The sequence below is a fragment of the Pedobacter antarcticus genome (assembly GCF_900112985.1).
In the GTDB taxonomy this organism is placed as follows: Bacteria; Bacteroidota; Bacteroidia; order Sphingobacteriales; family Sphingobacteriaceae; genus Pedobacter; species Pedobacter antarcticus.
On record NZ_FONS01000001.1, the window covers coordinates 1009768 to 1033643 of the forward strand.

At 40.8% G+C, this 23876-nt stretch carries 17 protein-coding genes and 1 tRNA gene; 12 read left to right on the forward strand and 6 right to left on the reverse strand.

Annotated elements, in window-relative coordinates; genetic code table 11:
• Positions 1-6: 6 nt before the first annotated feature.
• The gene (locus tag BM192_RS04565; RefSeq protein ID WP_037438345.1) at positions 7-882 is read right to left on the reverse strand and encodes a helix-turn-helix domain-containing protein; all 876 of its coding nucleotides are present in this window, start codon (positions 880-882) and stop codon (positions 7-9) included.
• 293 nt (positions 883-1175) lie between these two features.
• Here BM192_RS04565 and pruA point away from each other — a divergent pair, with 293 nt between their 5' ends.
• The 8 genes from pruA to BM192_RS04605 all read left to right on the forward strand — a co-directional run bounded on the left by pruA (position 1176) and on the right by BM192_RS04605 (position 11228).
• Positions 1176-2816 (forward strand): L-glutamate gamma-semialdehyde dehydrogenase, encoded by a 1641-nt coding sequence (gene pruA / locus BM192_RS04570; protein WP_037438346.1) that lies wholly within the window; start codon positions 1176-1178, stop codon positions 2814-2816.
• 134 nt (positions 2817-2950) lie between these two features.
• Positions 2951-4789 carry a mechanosensitive ion channel family protein gene (locus BM192_RS04575; RefSeq protein ID WP_037438347.1) on the forward strand — a complete coding sequence of 613 codons (1839 nt, stop codon included), beginning with the start codon at positions 2951-2953 and terminating at the stop codon, positions 4787-4789.
• Between the two features lie 94 nt (positions 4790-4883).
• The gene (locus BM192_RS04580; RefSeq protein WP_051759616.1) at positions 4884-5393 is read left to right on the forward strand and encodes a MarR family winged helix-turn-helix transcriptional regulator; all 510 of its coding nucleotides are present in this window, start codon (positions 4884-4886) and stop codon (positions 5391-5393) included.
• Positions 5377-6939, forward strand: coding sequence for a histidine ammonia-lyase (hutH, locus tag BM192_RS04585; protein ID WP_037438348.1), 1563 nt, complete (start codon positions 5377-5379; stop codon positions 6937-6939). Before BM192_RS04580 ends, hutH begins: the two co-directional genes overlap by 17 nt.
• Positions 6914-8590, forward strand: a complete 1677-nt coding sequence (gene hutU / locus BM192_RS04590; protein WP_234797505.1) for a urocanate hydratase — start codon at positions 6914-6916, stop codon at positions 8588-8590. The genes hutH and hutU overlap by 26 nt, the downstream gene beginning before the upstream one ends.
• The gene (gene hutI / locus BM192_RS04595) at positions 8590-9834 is read left to right on the forward strand and encodes an imidazolonepropionase (protein WP_037438349.1); all 1245 of its coding nucleotides are present in this window, start codon (positions 8590-8592) and stop codon (positions 9832-9834) included. The genes hutU and hutI overlap by 1 nt, the downstream gene beginning before the upstream one ends.
• Position 9835: 1 nt before the next feature.
• Positions 9836-10828 carry a formimidoylglutamase gene (gene hutG / locus BM192_RS04600; RefSeq protein ID WP_037438350.1) on the forward strand — a complete coding sequence of 331 codons (993 nt, stop codon included), beginning with the start codon at positions 9836-9838 and terminating at the stop codon, positions 10826-10828.
• Positions 10829-11154: 326 nt separating this feature from the next.
• A tRNA-Pro gene (locus BM192_RS04605) sits at positions 11155-11228 on the forward strand.
• Positions 11229-11475: 247 nt separating this feature from the next.
• On the opposite strand, the gene BM192_RS04610 is transcribed toward BM192_RS04605, so the two are convergent.
• Both BM192_RS04610 and BM192_RS04615 read right to left on the reverse strand, forming a co-directional pair.
• Complete coding sequence (locus BM192_RS04610) at positions 11476-13641, reverse strand: hypothetical protein (RefSeq protein WP_037438351.1); 2166 nt, start codon at positions 13639-13641, stop codon at positions 11476-11478.
• Between the two features lie 403 nt (positions 13642-14044).
• Positions 14045-14845, reverse strand: coding sequence for an SDR family NAD(P)-dependent oxidoreductase (locus BM192_RS04615; RefSeq protein ID WP_037438352.1), 801 nt, complete (start codon positions 14843-14845; stop codon positions 14045-14047).
• 102 nt (positions 14846-14947) lie between these two features.
• Here BM192_RS04615 and BM192_RS04620 point away from each other — a divergent pair, with 102 nt between their 5' ends.
• The gene (locus BM192_RS04620; RefSeq protein WP_051759617.1) at positions 14948-15529 is read left to right on the forward strand and encodes a TetR/AcrR family transcriptional regulator; all 582 of its coding nucleotides are present in this window, start codon (positions 14948-14950) and stop codon (positions 15527-15529) included.
• 49 nt (positions 15530-15578) lie between these two features.
• On the opposite strand, the gene BM192_RS04625 is transcribed toward BM192_RS04620, so the two are convergent.
• The gene (locus tag BM192_RS04625) at positions 15579-16619 is read right to left on the reverse strand and encodes a threonine aldolase family protein (protein WP_037438354.1); all 1041 of its coding nucleotides are present in this window, start codon (positions 16617-16619) and stop codon (positions 15579-15581) included.
• A gap of 109 nt (positions 16620-16728) precedes the next feature.
• On the opposite strand from BM192_RS04625, the gene BM192_RS04630 reads away from it, so the two are divergent.
• The gene (locus tag BM192_RS04630; protein ID WP_070808187.1) at positions 16729-17499 is read left to right on the forward strand and encodes a bifunctional helix-turn-helix transcriptional regulator/GNAT family N-acetyltransferase; all 771 of its coding nucleotides are present in this window, start codon (positions 16729-16731) and stop codon (positions 17497-17499) included.
• 136 nt (positions 17500-17635) lie between these two features.
• Here the strand turns inward: BM192_RS04630 and dnaA are convergent, their stop codons facing one another.
• Positions 17636-19072, reverse strand: coding sequence for a chromosomal replication initiator protein DnaA (gene dnaA, locus BM192_RS04635; RefSeq protein WP_037438355.1), 1437 nt, complete (start codon positions 19070-19072; stop codon positions 17636-17638).
• A 631-nt stretch (positions 19073-19703) separates the two neighbouring features.
• On the opposite strand from dnaA, the gene BM192_RS04640 reads away from it, so the two are divergent.
• Entirely contained in the window at positions 19704-20168 is a 465-nt protein-coding gene (locus BM192_RS04640; protein ID WP_037438356.1) for an Lrp/AsnC family transcriptional regulator, read from the forward strand.
• Here the strand turns inward: BM192_RS04640 and BM192_RS04645 are convergent.
• Positions 20165-22621 (reverse strand): TonB-dependent receptor, encoded by a 2457-nt coding sequence (locus BM192_RS04645; protein WP_037438357.1) that lies wholly within the window; start codon positions 22619-22621, stop codon positions 20165-20167. The two genes, BM192_RS04640 and BM192_RS04645, sit on opposite strands and share 4 nt — an antisense overlap.
• 213 nt (positions 22622-22834) lie before the next feature.
• Between BM192_RS04645 and BM192_RS04650 the strand changes: the two genes are divergently transcribed.
• Positions 22835-23863 carry a GntR family transcriptional regulator gene (locus tag BM192_RS04650; protein WP_074963905.1) on the forward strand — a complete coding sequence of 343 codons (1029 nt, stop codon included), beginning with the start codon at positions 22835-22837 and terminating at the stop codon, positions 23861-23863.
• Positions 23864-23876 lie beyond the last annotated feature (13 nt).

Here is a 23876-nt window from a genome sequence, read left to right on the forward strand (position 1 = left end):
AAAAATCTATGATGCTTTAAATTTACATGCCCGGATATACTCACTCGGCGACATTCCGATAACTTTTTTAAAAACACGGTTAAAAGTAATTGCACTGTTAAAACCGGTTGCATAAGCGATTTCAGAAATCGACTTGGAATCTCCATGAAGTAGTTCTTTACACGCCTCGTTTATTCTGATCTCATTTAGAAATGACAAATAAGTTTTACGGGTATGCTTTTTAAAATACTTACAAAAGGAATGTGAAGTCATGTGTGCGATGGAAGCAATCTTCACCAAACTGATTTGTTCTGAGAAATTTTCAATAGTATACTGGAAAATATCGTTCATGCGAATTCCTTCTGACTCCGTATAATATTGCTGTGTAAATCCGGTCGATAAACCTTTCCAATTTACTACGGCACTGCTAAAATACTGCAGCAGGTTAAAGAAACGAATTAATCTGTCCAGACCAGTTAACCTGCTAATCTGTACAATCAGGTCATTGGCGACAGGATGCCCCTCAGGCAACTGGAGGCTTCCGGGCAAATTCGTGACGAATTTTTTCACCGTTTCCAATTCTGGAAAACTCAAATGTTTTTCGAAAAATTTGATATCAAAAAAGATATGAATTGCATGGATGTTTTTCTCCTGAAGATTTTCAAAATATTTAGGGTCCCCTTTAAACATGTGTGGCTGGTTCGGGCCAATCATGTAAACTTCACCTGCTTTAAATGCCTGGGTATAATTGCCGATGACAAGGGTCCCTTCTCCTTTCAGGACTAAGGTGATCTGCGCTTCCTGATGCCGGTGAAGATAGTTATAGAAATAGGGTAAAATATCTTCCTGTATAACCACAGAGCCTTCGTTCGCGACGGGCACGGTAAATTGAATGACTTTCATAAGATGAGTTTAGCGTAATCTGGTTTGTGTTTAGGTTCAAAAAGGAATAAATATGCCTGGTCAGTTGCAATAACCTTTTTTGTAAACATATAAATTTATACTTTATAAATTTAAATTATCCATAATCCCCATAATAAACTTACAGACCGGACAATTATTGACAAACCTGTCTAATTCGGATATATATAGACATAAATGTTTAGATACGGCAATTTTCGTTAATTAACTGATAATATTTGCGCTATTCATCCGCAAAAAGACTGCGTTATTTGGTAGAAACAATAAACCCCATTATGATCAAAGGATTTTTCAACGTACCTGCACCGATAAATGAACCCGTATTAGCTTATGCACCGGGAAGTAAAGAAAGAGAGTTATTGCAGGCTGCTTTAAAGTCTGCGTACCAAAATCAACTGGACATACCCATGTATATTGGTGCTCAGGAAATCAGAACCGGTAACCTAAAACCGCTTACTCCACCACATAATCACAAACATATTTTAGGCCATTTTCATCAAGGAGATGCAAGCCACGTAAAACTGGCAATTGATGCCGCACTTGCAGCAAAAGCAGAATGGGAAAATCTTGCATGGGAACATCGTGCTGCAATTTTCTTGAAAGCTGCTGATCTGATTGCAGGTCCATATCGTAATGAGCTGCTTGCCGCTACAATGGCTGGTCAGTCTAAAAATGCCTACCAGGCTGAAATTGATGCAGCATGTGAACTCATAGACTTCCTGAGATTCAACGTGAAATATATGACTGAAATTTACAGTCAGCAACCACCGGTATCACCTTCTGGCGTATGGAACCGTGTAGAGCAACGTCCTCTGGAAGGATTTATCTTTGCACTGACGCCTTTCAATTTTACAGCGATAGCTGGTAATTTACCGACTTCTGCTGCCATGATGGGTAATGTTATTGTTTGGAAACCTGCGAACACCCAGATCTATTCAGCTCAGGTATTAATGAAAGTATTTAAGGAAGCAGGCCTTCCTGACGGTGTAATTAACCTGATCTACGTTTCGGGACCGGTTGCAGGTGATGTAATTTTCGACCATGCTGACTTCGCCGGAATTCATTTTACAGGTTCAACAGGCGTATTTCAGGATATATGGAAAACTATCGGAACCAATATTCACAAATACAAAACTTATCCGCGTATTGTGGGTGAAACAGGAGGAAAAGACTTTATCCTGGTACATCAGTCCGCTAATGCAAAAGCAGCAGCTACTGCTATTGTAAGGGGTGCATTTGAATACCAGGGACAGAAATGTTCTGCTGCATCCAGAGTATATATTGCCGCTTCACTCTGGCCTGAAATTAAGGACAGTATTCTTGCTGATCTCGCTACGATCAAAACAGGGCCGGTAGAAGATTTCACCAACTTTGTTAATGCTGTAATTAATGAGGCTTCTTTTGACCTGCTTGCAGATGCGATTGAAAAAGCTAGAAACAACGAATCAACCGAGATTATCGCTGGTGGTAAGTACGATAAATCTGCCGGCTATTTTATTGAGCCGACTATAATTGTCACCAAAGATCCTAAATATGCGACTATGACCCAGGAACTCTTTGGACCTGTGCTGACAGTATATATTTATGAAGATGATGCTTTCGCAGAAACATTAGAATTAGTAGATCAAACATCTGTTTACGCATTAACAGGCGCGGTAATGGCTACCGATGCCTATGCAATTCAACAAGCTTCTGTTGCTTTAAGAAATGCAGCTGGTAATTTCTATATCAATGATAAATGTACCGGTGCTGTTGTCGGTCAACAGCCATTTGGAGGCGCAAGAGCTTCCGGTACAAATGACAAAGCCGGATCAATGATTAATTTGCTGCGCTGGGTATCTCCAAGAACAATTAAAGAATCTTTCGTTCCGGCTCAGGATTACAGATATCCATCCTTCCTGCCGGATTTAAAATAAAAATTGCTGACAAGCAGATTTGAATCTATTGCAAAAACCTTATTCCTGATGCGCCAATGCAGATGGAGTAAGGTTTTTTTGTTGAGTATACATTCCCGGAAAAGAAAGATTATCTGTATTTTTATTTTAATCCTATGCATAAATACATTTTTCTCCCTTTCATATTTATTATTGTACTGTCAGGCAATCTATCTGCTCAAACCCCGGCAGACAGTCTCAAGACTGAGAGCAGACGTATTGATGAGGCACGTCTGATACAGGAGCAGCAGCAGCAGCAAATAGATTCTTTAGTTAAGATTCAACTACAGGCCGAATTAAAGTTGGCATCTGGAAATAGTTCCAGAACGATAGAGCTGGAACAAAAGCTATCCGCGATCACCAGAAGCGATAGTCTGAGAAAAATTGAACAGTTTCGTAAAATCGCTGATTTAAAGAAAACTGCGCCAGGATACCCTGTACATCTAAATCAGGACACATTATTCCATATTTATACCCGAACAGGGTCTTTTACCGCAGCCGAACGCGCAGCTGCAGCATCAAGAAAAATAGAAAAACTATATGAAGATCCCTTCTTTAATCCCGATTCAATTGTAATCAGTAAAAATGACGATAACTATGATCTGATTTATAAAGATTCAGAAATTATCATTTCTGTTTCTGGCCTTGACGGACTATGGTTTAATAAAAACAATGAACAGCTAGCCGGGGAATACAAAGAACAGATTAAATCTGGCATTATAAAAGAAAGAGAAGCTCACAGCCTGGTGAATTGGATGAAAAGAATTGCTTTGGTTCTGCTGATTATTATAGTTTTAGGTTTGATTATAGCTGGTATCAATTTACTCTTCCGGAAAACCTCCATCTGGCTGAAATCTGCAAGTACAGCATTCCTCGACAGACTTAAATTCCGCAACCTCCGGATATTTACACCGGAACATCTGGAAAGAATCTTTCTAAGAATCGTCAATATCATAAGGATTATAGTTATAATACTAATTATCTACCTTTCTCTTCCCCTGTTATTCAGCATTTTCCCTGAAACAGAGAAATGGACCGGAACTTTATTAAACTGGATACTGAGTCCTTTAAGGATCGCACTGGCGGCCATCTTCCACTATTTCCCGAATCTGTTTACGATTCTAATCATCTACTTTATATTCAGATATATTCTGAGAGGAATCCGCTACTTTTTTTATGAAATAAAGAGGAAGAATATCACTTTACGCGGATTTCACGAAGACTGGGCGATACCAACGTTTAATATTCTTCGCTTCGTCCTTTACGCCTTTATGCTGATCCTGATTTTCCCTTATCTGCCCGGATCAGGTTCTCCGGCTTTTCAAGGTGTTTCCGTTTTTCTGGGTATTCTGATTTCTTTAGGATCATCCAGTGCTATTACCAATATCGTTGCCGGACTGGTAATCACATACATGCGGCCCTTCAAGATAGGAGACCGTGTGAAAATAGGTGAGGTTACGGGAGATGTTATAGAAAAAACCATGTTGGTTACCCGCATCAAGACTATTAAAAACGAAGATATTACCGTCCCTAATTCTATGGTTTTATCGAGCAGTACGATCAATTATTCCAATCATGCCAGGGAAGATTGCGATGGGCTTATTATTCACTATATCCTTACAATAGGTTATGAAGTTCCCTGGAAAGATGTTTATGAACTTCTGATCAAAGCGGTATTAAAGACGCCTTATATTCTTTCTAATCCAACTCCTTTTGTATTGCAGACCAGTCTGGACGATTTTTACATCTCTTATCAGATTAACGCTTATACCAGAGAACCCAATAAACAGGCTCAGATTTACAGCAACCTGATGGAAAACATTCAGGATACTTTTAATGCTGCTGGCATAGAAATCCTTTCTCCACATTACCGGGCAGTCAGAAATGGTGAGGAACTTGCCGTACCACCCGATTTTGTTCCTAAAGAATCTGATAAGAACTCCAAAAAACAGTAGTCGAACACCCCCCTCCTCCAGGTTTGAGCTAAAGCGTAACGAACATTTTTGAACCTTTTCTGGTAATATTACATAAGTACTTATATATTTAGGTATGAATTATTATCAATCACTTGGATATCTGGTCTTAGGCAGCCGTCTGAAAAGATTAAGCGAGCTTTTTTTATCAGAAATCAATAAAGCTTATCGCCTTCAAGGGATCGCTTTCGAGACAACATGGTTCCCCGTATTCCAATTACTCGATAAACATAAAGTACTCACAATACAAGAAATTGCCGAGCAAATGGAAGTTTCTCAACCTGGAGCCAGTCAGTTAATTGCCGGACTAAAACAAAAAGGTCTGGTCTGCAGTCAGGCACATGCAGCAGATGCCAGGAAACAACAAATCACCTTAAGTGAGCAGGGAAAGACCTTACTTATGCGCGTAAAGCCTGTTTGGGAAGCTATCCGAATTGCAATGGAAGATATGGCTGGTACCGATGGGCATCACCTGCTGGAAAACCTCACCAGACTTGAAGATGAATTCAAATCGAAAGGTTTGGTAAATAATATCATGGAAAACCTTAATTCTAAAAACATTATTAGTCATGAAGAAAATATTTAATTATGGTATTGATCATCTGACAACCGGTATCTGTCTTGACATTGCTGCTGGAAATATAGTCGGACAATTATCGGAAACAGCTAAAAACCAGATCAATATATCGTGGCATTCGGTACAGGAAATTGTCGTCAGGGAACATCCGGTTTACGGAATTAATACCGGTTTTGGCCCATTGTGTGATACGCGTATATCTGAAAAAGACACCTCTTTGTTACAGCGCAATATACTCCAAAGCCATAGTGTTGGTGTAGGTGCTCCAATTCCGGCCGAGACTGCTAAAATCATGCTGATTACCAAAGTCCAGGCATTAGCCCAGGGATATTCCGGAATAGCGCTGACGACACTTGAACGTATCCTCTGGCATATCGAAGAAAATATCATTCCCATAGTTCCGGAAAAAGGATCTGTCGGCGCATCCGGTGACCTTGCTCCCCTTTCACATTTATTTCTGCCGCTGATAGGAATGGGCGAAGTCTACAGGAATGGAAGCCGGATAAGCGCCGCTGAAATGCTAAAGCAACATGGATTGGAGCCATTGGTTCTGGGGCCTAAAGAAGGACTTGCATTGATCAATGGCACCCAGTTTATCCTTGCTTTTGCAGTAAAAGGAGTCGAGCGGTTGCACCATGCTTTGGAATGTGCCGATCTGATCGGTGCTATGTCGCTGGAGGGGCTTACAGGCTCTGCCAGACCATTTGACCCCAGGCTGCATCAGTTAAGACCCTTTAAAGGGAATATCCAGGTCGCAGCGAGATTGACCTCACTTTTATCCGGTTCACAAATTAATAGCTCTCACGCACATTGCAGCCGGGTTCAGGATCCCTATAGCTTACGTTGTATGCCTCAGGTTCATGGTGCGTCAAGAAATGCGTGGCTGCATCTGAAGGAGTTAACGGAAATAGAACTCAATTCCGTGACAGATAATCCAATTATTTTTAGCGCGGACGATACGATCAGCGGTGGTAATTTTCATGGTCAGCCGCTTGCAATGGCTTTAGATTATGCGTGTGTTGCGGCCGCCGAGCTTGGAAATATTGCAGACAGACGTTGTTACCTAATGAATGAAGGTAAGTACGATTTGCCTAAACTCCTAATTGCTGATGCCGGTCTGAATTCCGGTTTAATGATTCCTCAATACACCACAGCAGCATTAGTAACCGAAAATAAAACACTCTGCTTTCCTGCCAGTGCAGACAGTGTCCCAACCTCGCTCGGACAGGAGGACCATGTATCCATGGGTTCAATCAGCGGCAGAAAACTTAATCAGATAATTGACAACCTGGAATACATTCAGGCTATAGAATTACTTTATGCTGCTCAGGCTATCGATTTTCGCCGCCCCCTTCGATCAGGCCCCGTTATAGAAGCTTGCCATGAGCTTATCCGCCAAAAAAGCAGCTTTGCTACCGAAGACCGGATTTTCGCATTGGATATACAAGCCATCCATCAACTTTTGACAAGCGGCAGTTTTCTACAAACTGCAAACCAAACTGCATCTGCTCACCATATAAATTTAAAACATGATGAATCATTCAGCCTTTCTTGAAAAATACGCGAATCATCCAAATTATAAATCACCTACAGGTATGCAGCTTCATGCTAAAAGCTGGCAGACAGAGTCTGTATTAAGGATGTTGCTAAACAATCTCGACGGTCAGGTTGCAGAAGACCCGGAAAACCTTGTTGTTTATGGTGGTATCGGACAGGCTGCCCGTAACCCGGAATCATTGCGAAAGATAATTGAATTATTACTTGAATTAGATGAGCACCATAGCTTACTGGTCCAGTCCGGCAAGCCCGTGGGAATTATCCGCAGTCATCCGGAAGCGCCGAGGGTTTTAATTGCAAATAGCAATTTAGTTCCAAAATGGGCAACCTGGGAGCATTTTAATGAATTAAGATCCAAGGGCCTGATGATGTATGGACAAATGACAGCAGGCAGCTGGATATACATTGGAACCCAGGGTATTCTTCAGGGAACTTACGAGACTTTTATAGCCTGTGGAAAAGAACATTTCAACAATGATCTGAAAGGCAAACTCATTGTCAGTGCTGGTTTAGGAGGAATGGGTGGTGCACAACCCCTAGCCGCCACGATGGCCGGAGCCGTTTTTCTGGGTGCGGATACGGATGCATCAAGGATTATGAAACGTGTAGAATCGAATTATATAGACAAGATCAGCTACGATTACGAAGAAGCGATTTCATGGGTGCAAGATGCTATTGAGAAAGGCATTCCGTTATCAGTGGGTCTGGTCAGCGATGCCGGTGATCTGCTGGAGCGTTTAATTGCAAACAATCTGATTCCTGATATACTAACCGATCAGACCTCTGCACACGACCCGTTAAACGGGTATATTCCAAATGGACTCACTGTTGAACAGGCGAGCGTTTTACGCGCTGGTGATCCGGATACCTATAAAGCAAAATCAATTAAAAGTATGGCAAGGCATGTGAACTTCATGCTCAAATTGAAACAGGCCGGTGCAGTCACTTTTGATTACGGAAACAATCTTCGGGAGTTTGCTAAACAAGGAGGTGCTGAAAATGCCTTTAACTTCCCGGGCTTCACCCCAGCTTATATCCGTCCCCTTTTTTGTGAAGGGAAAGGCCCGTTTCGCTGGGTCGCACTATCGGGTGATCCTGAGGATATATATACCACTGACCGTGCTTTAATGGAGGCATTTCCCGAAAACACAGACCTCATCAATTGGTTGCAAAAAGCTCAGGATAAGATTAGTTTCCAGGGTCTACCGGCAAGAATTTGCTGGCTGGGAATGGGTGACCGGGAAAAAGCAGGTTTACTGTTTAACGAACTTGTCGCAAGCGGTAAACTTAAAGGGCCGGTTGTAATTGGAAGGGATCATCTGGACTGCGGATCAGTTGCTTCTCCAAACCGGGAGACTGAAGGTATGCTGGATGGTTCTGATGCAGTATCTGACTGGCCGCTACTCAATTTGATGTCAAATACAGCGGGAGGTGCAACCTGGGTATCTTTTCATCACGGTGGCGGAGTTGGTATGGGTTATTCTCAACATGCGGGAATGGTGGTGCTTGCAGATGGAACGAAAAGAGCAGAAAGCTGTATCCGCAGGGTGCTGTACAATGACCCGGCTATGGGTATTTTCAGACATGCAGATGCCGGTTACGATCAGGCAAAAGAATGGGCGGAAAGATTTAACCTCACAATCGGATAATGGAAAAAGAAACACATAAATTAATTGGTCCCTTTTCACAAATACTGACTATGGAGGGCATTAAAATGCATGGTTCCGTTTCCGACGATCAGTTGGTTTGCCTTGAAAATGCAGGCATATTAACCAAAGCCGGGAGAATCGAAGACGTAGGGAATTTTGAGACATTAAGAAGCCTGCACCCTTACGCTATAGTCGAACAGATCGATCAGGAACGTGTGCTTTTACCAGGTTTTATCGATTGCCATACTCATATTTGCTTTGGCGGAAGCCGCGCAAAGGATTACAGCCTTCGAATACAGGGTAGATCTTATCTGGAGATTGCTAAGAGTGGAGGGGGTATATGGGATTCTGTGCTGCAGACCAGAAAAGCCAGTATTCAACAGCTGGAAGCCGGTATTATCTCCAGGGCGAACAGGCACTTACACGAAGGTGTTACCACGATTGAAGTTAAGAGTGGTTATGGCCTTGATCTTGAACATGAACTTAAACAATTAACCGCGATAAGAAACGCGAATCAGAAAACCAAGGCAGACCTCATTTCTACTTGCCTCGCTGCTCATCTCCACCCTAAAGACTTTGGTGGAAATGCTACAGCTTACCTCGAATTTGTTTTGCAGACCATTCTACCGGAAATCAGCAGGCAGAAACTTTCAAACCGGGTTGATATTTTCATTGAACAGAGTGCTTTCTCTGTAGAAGAAGCTATCCCCTATTTGAATAAAGCTGCAGCAATGGGGTTCAACCTGACGGTGCATGCAGACCAGTTTAGCACCGGCGGACTGAAAGCTGCAATTCAGGTTGGTGCAATCTCAGCGGACCACCTGGAAGCATCTGGTGAAGCGGAGGCGAGTCTACTCGATCAATCCTCAACCGTCGCAGTTGTGCTCCCGGGAGCATCTCTTGGCCTGGGCATGTCATACGCGCCAGCACGTCTGTTGCTCAATAACGGTGCCTGCGTAGCCATCGCCAGCGACTGGAATCCAGGATCTGCCCCAATGGGAGATCTGCTCATGCAGGCTGCTGTCCTAAGCGCATCCGAAAAGCTGACTACTGCAGAAGTATTTGCAGCACTAACTTTCAGGGCGGCAAAAGCATTGAATATTGTAGATAAAGGAGTTCTTGCCAAAGGCATGGTGGCCGATATGCAGGCCTACCCTACCGCTGATTATCGTGAGATTCTATACTATCAAGGGAAATTAAAACCTGCTGAAGTCTGGAAAGATGGAAGACTAGTTAAAAATTAATATGGAAATTGATCAACTCAACTATAAATGTACTCCGCAGGAAAACTGGCAGGGACGGACAGACGGAATTGATTTTACACAACAGCGATGGCATCAGCGCATTCAATGCATTGATCTGCAGCAAAATGAAATACCAAGCGTTGCATCTGGAGCGATTGCATTTGCCCTGATTGGATTTTCATCTGATGAAGGGGTCAGACGAAATGGTGGCAGAACAGGCGCAGTGAATGGCCCTGCTGCTTTCAGAAAGGCTTCTGCTAACCTACCCGTACATTTTAATGAACAAACTGCCATCTATGACCTGGGTGATATCTGTTGTACGGATGGTAATCTTGAAAAAGCACAACATGAGCTTGCTAAATTAGTTACTTCAGCCCTCCATAAAGGGCTTACTCCTTTATTGATTGGCGGAGGTCACGAGATCGCATATGGACACTACTGTGGTATCAATGACGCCATTAATCCAGAAAAAAGTATTGGTATTATAAATTTTGACGCTCATTTTGATCTTCGGGAAAAGGGGTCTGCAGGATTTAGTTCCGGTACCGGATTTCTACAGATCGCTAATGATTGTATGCAAAGTGGTAAGACGTTTAACTATTTACCAGTCGGTATTCAAAAAAATGGAAATACCCAGGCACTGTTCCTGACCGCAGAGAAGTTAGGTGTCGCGCATATCCCGGCAGCGCTATTTGCTAGTAAAGGTCAGGAGGAGGTTTTGGCAAAAATCAAAGTCTTCATAGATTCTGTGGATCATGTTTACCTGACTATCTGTATGGATGTCTTTTCTGCAGCTTTCTCCCCCGGAGTCAGCGCTCCTGCTTTTACAGGAATCTATCCTGATCATTTCTTCTTCAGCTGTCTGGAACTCATCATGACGAGCGGCAAACTGATCAGCATGGACATTGCCGAGCTTAACCCGGTTTACGACGAAGCGGATAGAACGGCTAAGCTGACTGCCGCAATCGCATTCCAGCTCCTGTCTGCAAACTAATATCTGCGAAAATCTCATTTACAATTGAGCAGTCTGATCCGGGAAAGTATGCTGTTTCCCGGATCGAACCTCAAATTAACCTCCATTTCCAGAAGCATAAATCCGTTTTCAATAGAAGCTTTACATCCAATTGAAATTTTTCTAATTGAACAGCAGGCAATTAAGTTATTTTTCATTTTTTTTAATAAAACGAATGCATAAAATGTGATCTATTTACTTACCTTTGTCGCACACCAAATCAGAAAGATCATTACGATCAGCAAATTTGGTCTCTGCCGGATAGCAGATCCTTACCTAAAGGAAACAAAAAGGTGATACCATTTTTTCGGGGTGTAGCGTAGCCCGGTATCGCGCCTGCTTTGGGAGCAGGAGGTCGTAGGTTCGAATCCTGCCACCCCGACACACGAAAGCCTCTTTTGCTTAAAGCAAAAGAGGCTTTTTTATTTACATACCGTCCCAAACCGAGCGCAGCGATGTTTTGGAGGACGGTATGTAAATAAAAAAGCCAGCTCTGAGGTACGAAGAACGAGGCTTGAGTTTGAATCCCCCCTATTCAGGATCAGCGCAGCTAATCCTGCCACCCCGACACAAAATTATTAAAAGAGGCTTATGGCCTCTTTTTTCGTTATATCCCTTTTAAAGCTAACCTAGTTTGACTGCACCTTTGCAGGATATGACTCACGATCCGGCAAATCAAATACTTCATCATAAGGCTGCTTACCTGCACCGTTGTTATACAATGCAACACGCTTCACACCGGTTTCTGTGCTACCACCTATCCCATTGATAACGTTTTGGATATTACCCGGCCCAGCAAAACGTGTAGTACACATCTTTTCGAGTTTCACTTTCGGGCTATTAGGTACTTCGAATCCGTTTTTCTTATTCACATGACCGTCGGTTCCTGTGATCACTGCGTAAGAACCCATTCCTATACTATGATGTTCTTTAACGGAATTAGCCACTTTGAATGCTGCATAACCGTCGACTCTGCCTCCCTGACTAGTCCAGCTTGCTTGATTCGGTGCATCATAGGGAGGTTCATTTTGGAAGAAATAAGTCCTGCCACGCTCTCCTAACCATAACACTTCATACTCTTGATAGTGCTCTGCAAAAAGAGCATAAATCGTAACATCGTCGCCAGTGACGATCAGTCCGTTTTTAGACCTATCCCGCACCCAACGCGCATCTCCTCCGGGTTGCGAACCATGGTCGGCACGCCACAACCAGAAGTGGTCACCCACTACATTATTGCTGTTTATTTGCATCGAAGTATGTATCTGAATTTTTTTTGATTGAACCCCACCCACTCTGCAAGTGATATCTGTAAGCAAAACAGGGTTTGCGGCATGGTCGGCATTCGCTCCTTCATCGCCAATTCTAACCTGATAAGTCGTACTATTGAATGAATCCATAAGCAATCCAGCAATGATAATCCCATCCTTATCGTCGGCATAAATACATCCCCAGGTGTTCTTCTCGGTAGGCTCCAGCGTTACCGAAGCTATACCAGCACCCAGAAGTATGGCATCTTTTCTATTCACTTGAATAGGCGCATTCAATGCGTAATGTCCTGGTGTGAAAAATATATTTTTACCGGCCTTTAGTGCCGTATTAATTTCTAAATCTGTGTCGCCTTCTTTTGCAATATACCAGTCGGTAAGCAAATCCTGAATTTCGCCTTCGCCCATATCTGTCGACGACCATGAAACTCCTACTCTGTTCTTTTGCCATGCCGGAACAAATACTTTGTATTCGCCATCGTTATCTATAAAGAGGAAAGGTTTCTCTCTGATAATAGGTGTATTAGAAATTGGAGAGTTGGCCTCGTCCGCTTGCGGAGGATTTACGCAACCCTGCCAAACCATGTTATAAGAACCACCCATAGTTCCCGAACCAGAAGGAAAAACCGCATTTCTGGTGTACCATTGTTGTTGTCCACCCCAGTTTGGTCTGGACGATGTATAATGCGTATCGGCGATAAAACCACCGCTACCCCAGAAATTGTCTTTTCCAACATCTGAGATATATTTCGAAGTGCTTTCAATCAGCATCCTGCGCGCACTGGTTGACTGAGAAACTGTCCAGGCAAAATCTCGCATCACGGCCACATTTTCCATAGAACGCCAGAATGTGCACGTGGCATTTGCTCCGCCCGAAAGGTGAGGTCTGGTGAATACAGAACCCAATTTAACATCTGCCGGTACTTTACCCAAACCTCCAATGTGGGCGTAAAATCCCAATTCTATCGAGTTAGCCGCTGCCGATGATGCAGATCCTGACCCGCCTGAATCATAAGTTTGCTCATTAACGTTTGCTTTGAAATAATACGCCTGACGTTTTGTAGTCCACTCACCATTCGGTCCGCCCAGACCGATCGTGGAAAAATGCGAATTAATTTCATTCCTTGAAGTTTCTGCTTTTTCGTATTTTCTATCGTAGAAATACATATTGTCACCAAAAATCTGGCCTTCCAGCGAAAGTATTATTGTTATTGAGTTGCGGGTAATTTTATAATAGTTTTCGTACTTATCCGCACCTGGTTTAATATCTGTGAATATCAATTTGGAAGTCGACCCTACGAACGCAAAATCTGAAGCCAGACGACTACCTCCTCTTGTGATTTTATAAGCTCCGGAGGTGCCAAATGCTGGCCATGATAGCGAGATGCTATGCTTCTCCTTATTGTAAGTGATCTTGCCCTCTATTTCACTCTCCAGTCCTTTTTTATCAGTTGAATAGGATACTGTAAAAAAGCATAGAGTTAAAATAAACGCTGATGCTGCAAATAGAGAGGTTAACTTCTTACTCATAAGAATTATCTTTTTTTTAATGATTTCTATTAATCTATAAATTATGATGTCACAATTTAATGAAAATGCTAGAATATTCTCGACATAAGAGTTTTAGAAGCCAATTATAATCATCATCAATTCCTTAAATCTGGCAAGAAACGGTTCGAAGATCATACCGGCTGGAGTGAACAGTAAAGAAAGTTTTCCAGTTTTCTATTTATCGCCATACGATAGACTGTATTTCGTGATTGTATCGGATCTTGTCCGTATCACCTCCACAGTTCCTTCATTGTTTCTTCAATTCCGATTGAAGGAACAATGAAGGAAGTCCGAACAAACCCCGAACAAAGTGTGAAGCAAATGTTGATGAAACCAACACATGACTCTATTAACCCTTGGTTAATGAACTACCCGTTTTTCTCTATTGAATAGTATAACGGTCAGCGGCTTTACTATGCTGTGAACCCTTGAACAATTTGAGGCGGGCATCTTCATAATTATCTATTAACTGCTGATCATTGACTGAAGGATGCGTAGCTAATTCACCGTTATCCAACCCGACGAGAATTGCATCTACACAGTCTTCAGTTTCCATAATAGTAGACGCATCTAAAGCCGACAGCGGAATGCCTCCTACTTCCCAAATCTCAGTGGCAGTGGTCGCTGGATTTACTAGCTGAACCCGGACGTTTGTTCCCTTCAATTCTTCTTGCAATCCACGTGTGTACTGCACCACAAAACCTTTCGTTCCGCTGTAAACAGCACTGATTGGTAATGAATAAAATCCCAAAACTGAGGCTATATTAACTAAGACACCTTCGTTTCTTTCTATAAACAATGGTAACACCGCATTTGATAAGAGCATTAAGGCAGTTACATTCACACCGATCATTGCTTTTTGTTTCTCCGTGCTTGTCGCAGTAACTGACGCAAGCGTGGAAGTACCTGCGTTGTTAATGAGAAGAGTAATACTCTTATCTGCCGACAGATCATTAACCACACCCTGCAGATCCGTTTCAGACCCTAAGTCTGCGACCAGATTGGTTACTTTGATACCATACTTATTCTCTAACTTTTCCGCAAGGCTATCCAACCTGTCTTTACGACGTGCTACCAGTTTCAAATTATATCCGCGTTTGGCTAGTCTTTCGGCAAATACTTCGCCTAACCCAGAAGACGCACCCGTTACTACTGCAGTGCCCATGTTTTTATTGTCTTTCATTTTTCTTGTAATTAAATTCAACTTTTATATGTAAACCGATCGGTTTACATAATTGCAAATGTAAACCGTTTAGTTTACATTTGCAATGGAAAAATATCAATTATGACTAAAGAAGTAAATTTGAGCTCGAGATCCCTTAAACGGGATGAAATGATTAAATACGCTTACGAACTTTTTTATAAAAATGGCTTTCACGCTACCGGTGTAGATGCGATAATTCAAGGCACAGGCATTTCCAAACGTACGCTATACAAGCATTTCGCTTCTAAAGAAGGTTTAATCCTTGCTTCAATAGACTATTATCACCAAACTATGTACACGGTTATTTTCAATTATTTGCAAAAATATGACTCAAAAAAACCGGTTGAAAAGGCGTTAAAAATTTTCGACTTCTTGTCCATGCATGTAGATGCCGGTAAGCAGTACGGCTGTTTTGCAATGAATGCTAAGAATGAATACGCAAATAAGGCTATGGAAATTGAGACGGCCTGTGATGCTTATGTCCAAGCTCTTCAGGAACTGATTGAACGCTATCTGAAAGAGGGAAATTTAGAGGATAGCAAATCATTGTCCATGCAGGTAATGATGCTATTTGAAGGCGCAATTATCCGAAGTAAGGGACTGGGTAATTCACATCCGATTAAACTGGCAAAAGCTGCTGCAGAATTGATATGTAATCAATAATACAGGAGAAGCCCCAAATCGCATGATTGGAGGCTTCTCCCGTATTATTTTAGGTATGATTGGAGCATACTTTTTTTAAGTCCCGTATAAATTCGTCAACGGCACCCTCATCAGTAGCCCAACAAGTTACCAGACGAACCACAGATTTTTCTGCGTCAATCTTTTCCCATGTAAAAAATGCATAATCCTGCTGTAAATCCGCTATAACAGCATTCGGGAAAATCGGAAAAATCTGATTTGTACATGTTGGCGTTAAAAAGCTGAATCCTAAATCAGTTATGCCGGAACTTAACTTCCTGGCCATTTGATTCGCATGTGCACCGAGCGTAAAAAACAGTTCATTTTTAAATAATTCCAGGAACTGAATTCCAAACAACCTTCCTTTAGCCAATAGTGCTCCACGTTGCTTTACATTATACAAGAAATTCTTTTGCAGATCCGGCTTATTGATAACAATTGCCTCCCCGATTAATGCACCCGCCTTAGTTCCACCGATATAAAAAACATCTGTGTAACGCCCGAGATCTTCCAGGGAAAGGTCATTATCAATTGAAGTTAACGCAGAAGCCAATCTTGCTCCGTCTACAAATAAAATCAAGTCATGTTCTCTGCAGAAGTTGCTAATTGCAATTAGCTCTTCCCTGCTGTAGATGGTACCGACTTCAGTTGAATTGGATATATACACCATGCGTGGGATTGTGGTATGGACTTCCTCAAACTTATCTAGTTGTTTTTCGATATCTGCCGGCTTTAATTTCCCATGTGCAGACTTTACGGTTTGAATACGGTGCCCTGTAGCTTCTATCGCACCGGTTTCATGAACCTGAATATGGGCGCTCTCTGCCGCTATTACAGATTCATACGGACGTAAGATAGAGGCAATAACGGTTAGATTAGCCTGGGTACCACCGGAGACAAAATAAACCCCCGCGTCTTTATTTCCAATCTTATCCTTTATCAGCGCAGCAGCCTGCAAAGAAAAACTATCCTCACCATAACCATCCTCCGCACTCATATTATGTGTCGACAGTGCCGCTAATATATCTGGATGGCAGCCTTTGGTGTAGTCATTCTTAAAATTATATTTCATTTTATGTAGTTTTGATATGATCAATAGGTTTTACCAGCCAAATATAAATAAAACACTACATCAGTTTTATTTTACGTAAATATTTACACATTCATTATATTTGGTAAGAATGAAAAATATTATAGATGACGCTGGAATTTTAGCAATTGGAACACGCTTACTCCGCATACATGATTTACTTCGCGCAGACGGAAACAGCTTTTATAAAACACAGGGAATTGAATTTGAAACCAAATGGTTTCCGGTACTATATGTTTTATCTGTCAAATCTCCATTAGGAATTATGGATTTGGCTCAGCAAATAGGCCTTAGTCATCCCGCGCTTATTGCATTGTTAAAAGAACTTGAAAAAAGAGATCTCGTTGATTCAGTAAAAGATACCAGAGATGAGCGGAAAAGAAATATGTTCCTGACAGAAAAGGGTTCTGACCTTGTACATCAGCTTCGCCCGATCTGGACTATTATTGAGTCTGTCCTCGTGGATTTAACCGAAAACACGAACAATCTGTTAAAAGCACTCAACGAAACTGAAGAGAAATTAAAGGAAAGCAGTTTCCTGCAAAGAGCAGAAGCTATGGTCAAGGAAAAATTAGCTAAAAATGAATCTCCGCAGATTATAACGGTTAAATTGGTGAGTACTGCAGAAGAGCAGTCAATCGTCTCCGCTATTATTAAACAAGAACTAGCAATTGATTATCCATCCGTTAGCAGAAATAATAATTATTATTACCTCGCCTTTATTAATGGTATCCCGGCAGGATCGGCAGTGTTGTCTGCAACAAAAGAAAACCAATCCGTTTTTGATCTCGCTGTTCTCCCATCCTATCAGAATAAGGGGCTGGAAATTGCACTTTCAAATGCTATTGAGGCTAAAAAATAAGATTAGCCCTGACATGTCTTTCGTTGCAGTTCATAAATATGCGCTTTAAATTTAAAGGGTGGCAGGTGTAAAATAAAAAAGGCACCGGTGAAATCTAAATCACCGGTGCCTTTTTCTCCAAAATCTATAAAGCTGTTTAGCTCATTTTCAATTTCTTCTCTATATCAGCCACGTAGGTTTTAAACTTTTTGTCAGTCTGTATCAGATCGTCTACGGTCTGACACGCATAAATTACTGTAGAATGGTCTCTTCCACCATAAAATGCACCGATACTTTTCAAAGATGACTTAGTCAGGCTTTTGGAAAGATACATAGAGATCTGTCTTGCCTGAACTACTTCGCGCTTCCGGGTAGGAGATTTAACCAGCTCAGCAGCGACATCAAAATACTCACAAACCACCTTCTGGATATAATCCATTGAGATTTCTTTTGTACTATTTTTAATAAAATTCTTCAGCATTGATTTAGCAAGCGGAAGATCAATTTGTTTATTATTTAGCGTAGACTGTGCAATTAAAGAGACCATTGCACCTTCCAATTCACGAATATTATTATCAATATGATTTGCTACATACTCAACAACTTCTGCTGGAAGCTCAATACCGTCATCTGACATTTTTTTCTTAAGAATCGCAATTCTGGTTTCCAGTTCAGGAATTTGTAAATCAGCAGAAAGTCCCCATTTGAAACGGCTCAGCAAACGCTCTTCAAGTCCCGATAAATCTTTAGGTGCCTTATCTGAAGTGATGATAATTTGTTTACCACTTTGATGTAAATGGTTAAAAATATGGAAGAAGATATCCTGTGTTTTTTCTTTTCCTGCAAAGTTATGTACATCATCCATAATGATCACGTCCATTGCCTGATAGAAGTTTACAAAGTCATTAATAGAATTGTTTTTCAGAGACTCCACAAACTGCTGGCAAAACTTTTCACAGGACACATATATAACTAGTTTCTCAGGTAACGTCCGTTTAATCTCATTGCCTATTGCCTGTGCAAGGTGAGTCTTGCCTAAACCTACCGCACCATAGATCATAAGCGGGTTAAAAGACGTAGCACCTGGCTTAGCAGCAACAGCAAAACCTGCTGAACGTGCTAGACGATTACAATCACCTTCAATGTAATTCTCAAGTGTGTAATTTTGATTCAGCTGAGGGTCAACATTCAGTCTCTTCAGTCCTGGAACCGTAAACGGATTCTTCAAATCTTTAGCCTGTGTGATCTGTGCAGAAGAGCCTTGTGCTTTCTGAGTTGTGTTATGAGATGTTCCCTGGTTCACTGCCGGATAAGGAGAGATACTGCCCGGAGATTTATCTACAACGATATTATATTCAAGCCTGCCCTCTTCACCGAGCTGCTGCTTAACAGTTTTACGTAATAAACCTACATAATGCTCCTCAAGCCACTCATAGAAGAATAAACTTGGAACCTGTACAGTAAGAACATTTCCTTCCAGCTTTAAAGCAGAAATTGGCTCAAACCAAGTTTTATAACTTTGATTCGGGATATTTGCTTTTATAGTCTGAAGTGAGTTATTCCAAACAGTAGTACAGGTATTTTGTGTCAGCATAATATTATAAAGTTTAATGTTAAATTTACTTCTCTCGTGAAGGAGAATGCGAAGTTCAAGAAAATTACCAACATTAAAATATAAACTTATACCCAACCACTAAAACACTACTATACAATTAATTAACTCGTTTTTACAGTTTCTATTGTGGATAAATCCGGGTTATTAACAAGTGTTGTTAACTAATCATTTTACAATAGGCCGGTAATTGAAATAAATGACTGCTAGAACACTCATTTCCAGTCTTAAACACTTAAAAAAAAACCTTTCACATTCCCTATTTTTGCAGATCCGAGATGTTGGTATTCCTCAAAAGGGTCGAATTTCATCAACATAATATGTGCAAAAGTATCTTCTGATCAAAGCCGAAAAAGAAACGCTATTCCCCTTATCATAATGTCCCTGAACGGGAGAATTCGCTGTGAAAAAAAATGCCAGTTATAAAGAGATTATAACCTTTTAGCTCACATGTTCACCGAAATTATGGTTATTTCTAACTCTAAAAACAAACGTATAATTAACCTAAAGTAAAATCATCTGGGCCAATAAAAAGTTATCAAAAGGTTACATTTACGTAAAGGCAGATCTCCTGTACGATCCTGCCCTCATTATAATATTGAAAAATTCAACTATGAAAACACAACTGGATTCAACTAGTATTGGAATTTTAAAACTGCTACACCAGAATGGAAAACTCACCAATAAAGAACTGGCGAATTCTCTTCACCTAAGCATCTCTCCGATATTTGAACGCAGAAAACGTTTAGAAGATCTTGGATTTATTAAAAAATACATTGCAGTTATCGACCGTAGTAAAATAGAGTCCGGATTAATCTGCATCACTAAGATCACGATGTTAAAACACACCGGCGAAAGTTTCTCAAATTTTCGCCAGTGTGTTCTGCATGCCAAAGAGGTTCTGGAATGTTACCAGCTTACCGGAACATTTGACTTTATGCTCAAAATTAAAACACCCGATATGGCTTCATATCATGAATTCGTTAAGCATAATCTCGCAAATATAGAGGACGTCGGTAAAATTATGACCAGCAGTGTAATCAGTCAGATTAAGTCGGAATATGATCAGACCGTCTAACCTCCCGACTTAACCCGGTTTGACTCTGCATCTGAACTTTTGGAACGCTGACGTGCTGCCTTTACCCCAGAGTTACCAAACCTATAACTGCAGGTCAGACGTAATACCCTGCTTTCATTCCTTTCATTGACTCTGTAATTCTGTCCGGGAAGTGCACTGGTAATATGATATTTCTGTGTATAAAACACATCATTGGCAGCGACCTTCACATTTAACTTTTTATCCATAAATGTCCTGCTGACTCCCAAATCGACACCATAGAAAGCTTTCAGTGATAAAGTTCCCTCAACTTGTGCCGACTGATAAAATCCCGACATCTCAAATTTAGTATTGGGATCAAGGGTAATGGTTTGATTTGTATTTAGGTTGAAAGCGAGTTTTCCACTTTCATAGGGAACACCGAGTAAATCAGGAGTTTTAAACTCATTATAATAAACAGTCAGATTGTTAGATGAAGTCCACCATTTGGTAAAGTTCACAGGGGAGCTGATATTCATATTATAGGCGTTGCGGACAGCCAGATTCTGCGAAGAAATAAACAATGTTTTCTTAGCAGTATCAGAGACAAGTACGCGGGTTATTACGTCGCTGGTATGACTATAACCCATTGTCACATTGATCATTTTTTTATAACCATAGCTAAGTTCAAAAGAGTTTGTGTATTGCGGTTTTAGAAATGGGTTACCAATTCCATATGTATAAAGGTCAACGAAAAAGATAAATGGATTTAACGATTCGTAATCGGGACGGTCAATTCTCCTGCTGTATGAAAAGCCAAGGTCATGATTCTTAGATAGCTCACGGTTAACAAAAAGGCTGGGAAACAGATCAAAATACTGTCTGTTAACTATCTTATTTTCAGTGATGGAATTACCCTTCGAATTTGTGTTTTCTCCGCGCAAACCTAACTGCACTGTCAACCCGGAAAACTGTTTATTGAGGTTAACATATCCAGCCTGAATTCTTTCGTCATATATAAACTGGTTACTTCTGGTTACGTCATTCTGCCATTGATTCTCTACGAAGTTCTCAAAAATAGAGTTATTATCTGTATTGACTTTACTTGCCTTCACTCCTGCTTCCAGCTTCATTTTCTTGTTAATGGGATAAGTATAATCCGCTTTAGCTGTGTAAATATTCACCGTAGAAGGCGTTGCATTCCGGAAGATAAAGGGGGCCTTGTATACCTGCCCGTTTTTGTCCAGGTATTTATTCTCAAATAAGTTGTCCGGATTGCCGAGATATCTGGAATAATCAGCGTCCACATTAATTTCCTGCCCTGTAGTATCTAAAGTTCCTTTATAATTCAGGTTATAAGTTATCCCAGTATATTTATAATCATTTGGATTAAAAGCAATTACAGAAGAGTCTGTCTCAAATCGTTGCGACCCAATGGCAGTGCTGACATCTACGTCGTTCTTTCCTGTACTTCTGTAACCATTTACGGCAACACCGACAGTATGATTATCGGTTATGAAATAATCAAATCCAGCTTTATAGTTCATATTTCTCCGGCGTCCGACTGCATTACTTTTCTGGTCAAAAAACGTCTTGTTCTCCTCTGTTTCATTCACCCGGTCTATATTTAATACGTGAAATCTTTTGTTTCTACTGTAATTGATATCACCATAAAAGTTGAATTTTTTCTGACGATGGTTAAGCGATAGCCCGGTATTCCACTTTCCATATTTACCATAGCCGGCACCTGCGGTTACGGTCCCGTTAGTTCCGAAATTGCTATTCTTTTTCAATTTTATATTGATAATTCCTGAATTGCCTGCAGCATCGTATTTGGCTGACGGATTCGTAACCAGCTCTATAGACTGAATTGAATTTCCTTCTGTAGAACGTAGAAGATTTGCCAATTGTTCGCTGGATAAATAGGTTGGTTTACCGTCAATCATAACTGTCACACCTTTTTTTCCACGCAAACTGATATTCCCGTCCTTATCAACGCTCACACCAGGCGCTTTTTGCAGGATTTCCAGTGCTGTATTTCCGGTTGCGAGTGCACTATTTTCTATATTGAGAACTGTCTTGTCCACCTGTCTTTCGATAAGCGGCTTTCTTGCGGTGACATTTACATTATTTAATTGTTTCACAGTAGTTAACATGCCTACTGCCGGTACTTCCGCAGCCAGCTTCTCACTTGATATCACAAATGGCCCCTTAACCATGTCTGAATAACCTACTACCTGGTATTTCAACAGATAAGAACCCGCTATGAGTTTTGGAAACGTAAAGCTACCCTGATCATCAGTGATCGTTCCTTTAAGGACGACAGAATCCTTTGCCTGAAGCAAGCTTACGGAAACATAAGGAAACCTTTCCTTTTTTTCATCCAGCACTTTTCCTGATATTTTTCCTGACACCGGCTGATCCTGGGCCTGCATATTTTGCGGCAATATCACATTCCATAACAGTGCGGCAGTAAGTAGTATTAGCGTTTTCATTTTTTGAATCTTATACCCATAAGATGCATATGTTCAAAAAAATGTTACAGTGAGATTACAAATAATCCTGATGCGGACCATCAGGATTATTTGATAGGGCTACCAGTAACCCGGTCTGATATGTTCACCGCCAGAACTACTTAAGATTAATATTTTCTACTCCTTCATCTAAACAGAACTGATATTATACATTTAAAGACTCATTTTAAGTATATGTATCAAGACGATATCATTAGAATTCTAAAATTAGATCTGAATGCCGGCATTCCGAAGTATCAGCAATTGGCTAATGCAATTATGAACGCGACTACCGGTCACATTAACGAAAATGACGCATTACCTTCTATAAATAAATTGAGTGTAAAAACGGGCACATCAAGGCGTACTGTAGAGAGGGCATATATTGCATTGAAAAATAATGGAGCTGTTAAATCTGTCGCTGGTAAAGGATATTTTTTAACAGGGACCTCCCCTATCCGTATGCCAAGAATCATGTTGCTTTTCGACAGAATGACTCTACATAAAAGAATGATATACGATGCTTTTGTTTCGGAAATTCAATCCTTCGGCAATATCGACTTACACCTCTATGATAACAATTTTAACCGTTTTAGGGATCTCCTCAGCACATGGGCAGATTCCTACGATCATTATGTAATTATCCCTTGTTTTGCTGTTGACGAGCACCTAGGATACAAACTAATTAACAACCTGCCTTCAAAAAAGTTGATTCTCGTAGATACGCTTCCAGCATCTATTTCAGGCGAATTCAGTGCCATCTATGAGAACTACGAACAAGATATTTTTAATGCACTGGAAGAACTTATACCTCATCTAATAAAATACCGGTATCTGAAGATCATCTTTTCCAAACATGCGTGTCATTCGAACGAAATACTAATTGGTTTTCTCAGGTTCTGCCATAAAAATGGATTTGAGAGTGAAACGGTTTTCTGTCTTAATACACACGACATTAGAAAAAACTCTGTTTATATCAGCTTGAATGACGATGAACTACCAGTCTTAATAGAGAAAATTAACGAAAAACAACTAACTGCCGGAACAGACATCGGCCTGATTTCCTATCATGACGCACCATATAAAAAATTCATGTGGAATGGTATTACAACTATTTCTAGTGACTTCGTAAGAATGGGAAAAGAAGCAGCTGGATTAATTTTAAATAATTCGAAGGTCCGCATTGAAATACCCTTCCGGGTTATTAAAAGAAACTCATTATAATTTATATTTTTTT

What these genes read in the sequence shown, in the direction of transcription:
- BM192_RS04565 (WP_037438345.1), bottom strand. Translation starts at nt 882, where the DNA reads ATGAAAGTCATTCAATTTACCGTGCCCGTCGCGAACGAAGGCTCTGTG.
- pruA (WP_037438346.1), top strand. Translation starts at nt 1,176, where the DNA reads ATGATCAAAGGATTTTTCAACGTACCTGCACCGATAAATGAACCCGTA.
- BM192_RS04575 (WP_037438347.1), top strand. Translation starts at nt 2,951, where the DNA reads ATGCATAAATACATTTTTCTCCCTTTCATATTTATTATTGTACTGTCA.
- BM192_RS04580 (WP_051759616.1), top strand. Translation starts at nt 4,884, where the DNA reads ATGAATTATTATCAATCACTTGGATATCTGGTCTTAGGCAGCCGTCTG.
- hutH (WP_037438348.1), top strand. Translation starts at nt 5,377, where the DNA reads ATGAAGAAAATATTTAATTATGGTATTGATCATCTGACAACCGGTATC.
- hutU (WP_234797505.1), top strand. Translation starts at nt 6,914, where the DNA reads ATGATGAATCATTCAGCCTTTCTTGAAAAATACGCGAATCATCCAAAT.
- hutI (WP_037438349.1), top strand. Translation starts at nt 8,590, where the DNA reads ATGGAAAAAGAAACACATAAATTAATTGGTCCCTTTTCACAAATACTG.
- hutG (WP_037438350.1), top strand. Translation starts at nt 9,836, where the DNA reads ATGGAAATTGATCAACTCAACTATAAATGTACTCCGCAGGAAAACTGG.
- BM192_RS04610 (WP_037438351.1), bottom strand. Translation starts at nt 13,641, where the DNA reads ATGAGTAAGAAGTTAACCTCTCTATTTGCAGCATCAGCGTTTATTTTA.
- BM192_RS04615 (WP_037438352.1), bottom strand. Translation starts at nt 14,845, where the DNA reads ATGAAAGACAATAAAAACATGGGCACTGCAGTAGTAACGGGTGCGTCT.
- BM192_RS04620 (WP_051759617.1), top strand. Translation starts at nt 14,948, where the DNA reads ATGACTAAAGAAGTAAATTTGAGCTCGAGATCCCTTAAACGGGATGAA.
- BM192_RS04625 (WP_037438354.1), bottom strand. Translation starts at nt 16,619, where the DNA reads ATGAAATATAATTTTAAGAATGACTACACCAAAGGCTGCCATCCAGAT.
- BM192_RS04630 (WP_070808187.1), top strand. Translation starts at nt 16,729, where the DNA reads ATGAAAAATATTATAGATGACGCTGGAATTTTAGCAATTGGAACACGC.
- dnaA (WP_037438355.1), bottom strand. Translation starts at nt 19,072, where the DNA reads ATGCTGACACAAAATACCTGTACTACTGTTTGGAATAACTCACTTCAG.
- BM192_RS04640 (WP_037438356.1), top strand. Translation starts at nt 19,704, where the DNA reads ATGAAAACACAACTGGATTCAACTAGTATTGGAATTTTAAAACTGCTA.
- BM192_RS04645 (WP_037438357.1), bottom strand. Translation starts at nt 22,621, where the DNA reads ATGAAAACGCTAATACTACTTACTGCCGCACTGTTATGGAATGTGATA.
- BM192_RS04650 (WP_074963905.1), top strand. Translation starts at nt 22,835, where the DNA reads ATGTATCAAGACGATATCATTAGAATTCTAAAATTAGATCTGAATGCC.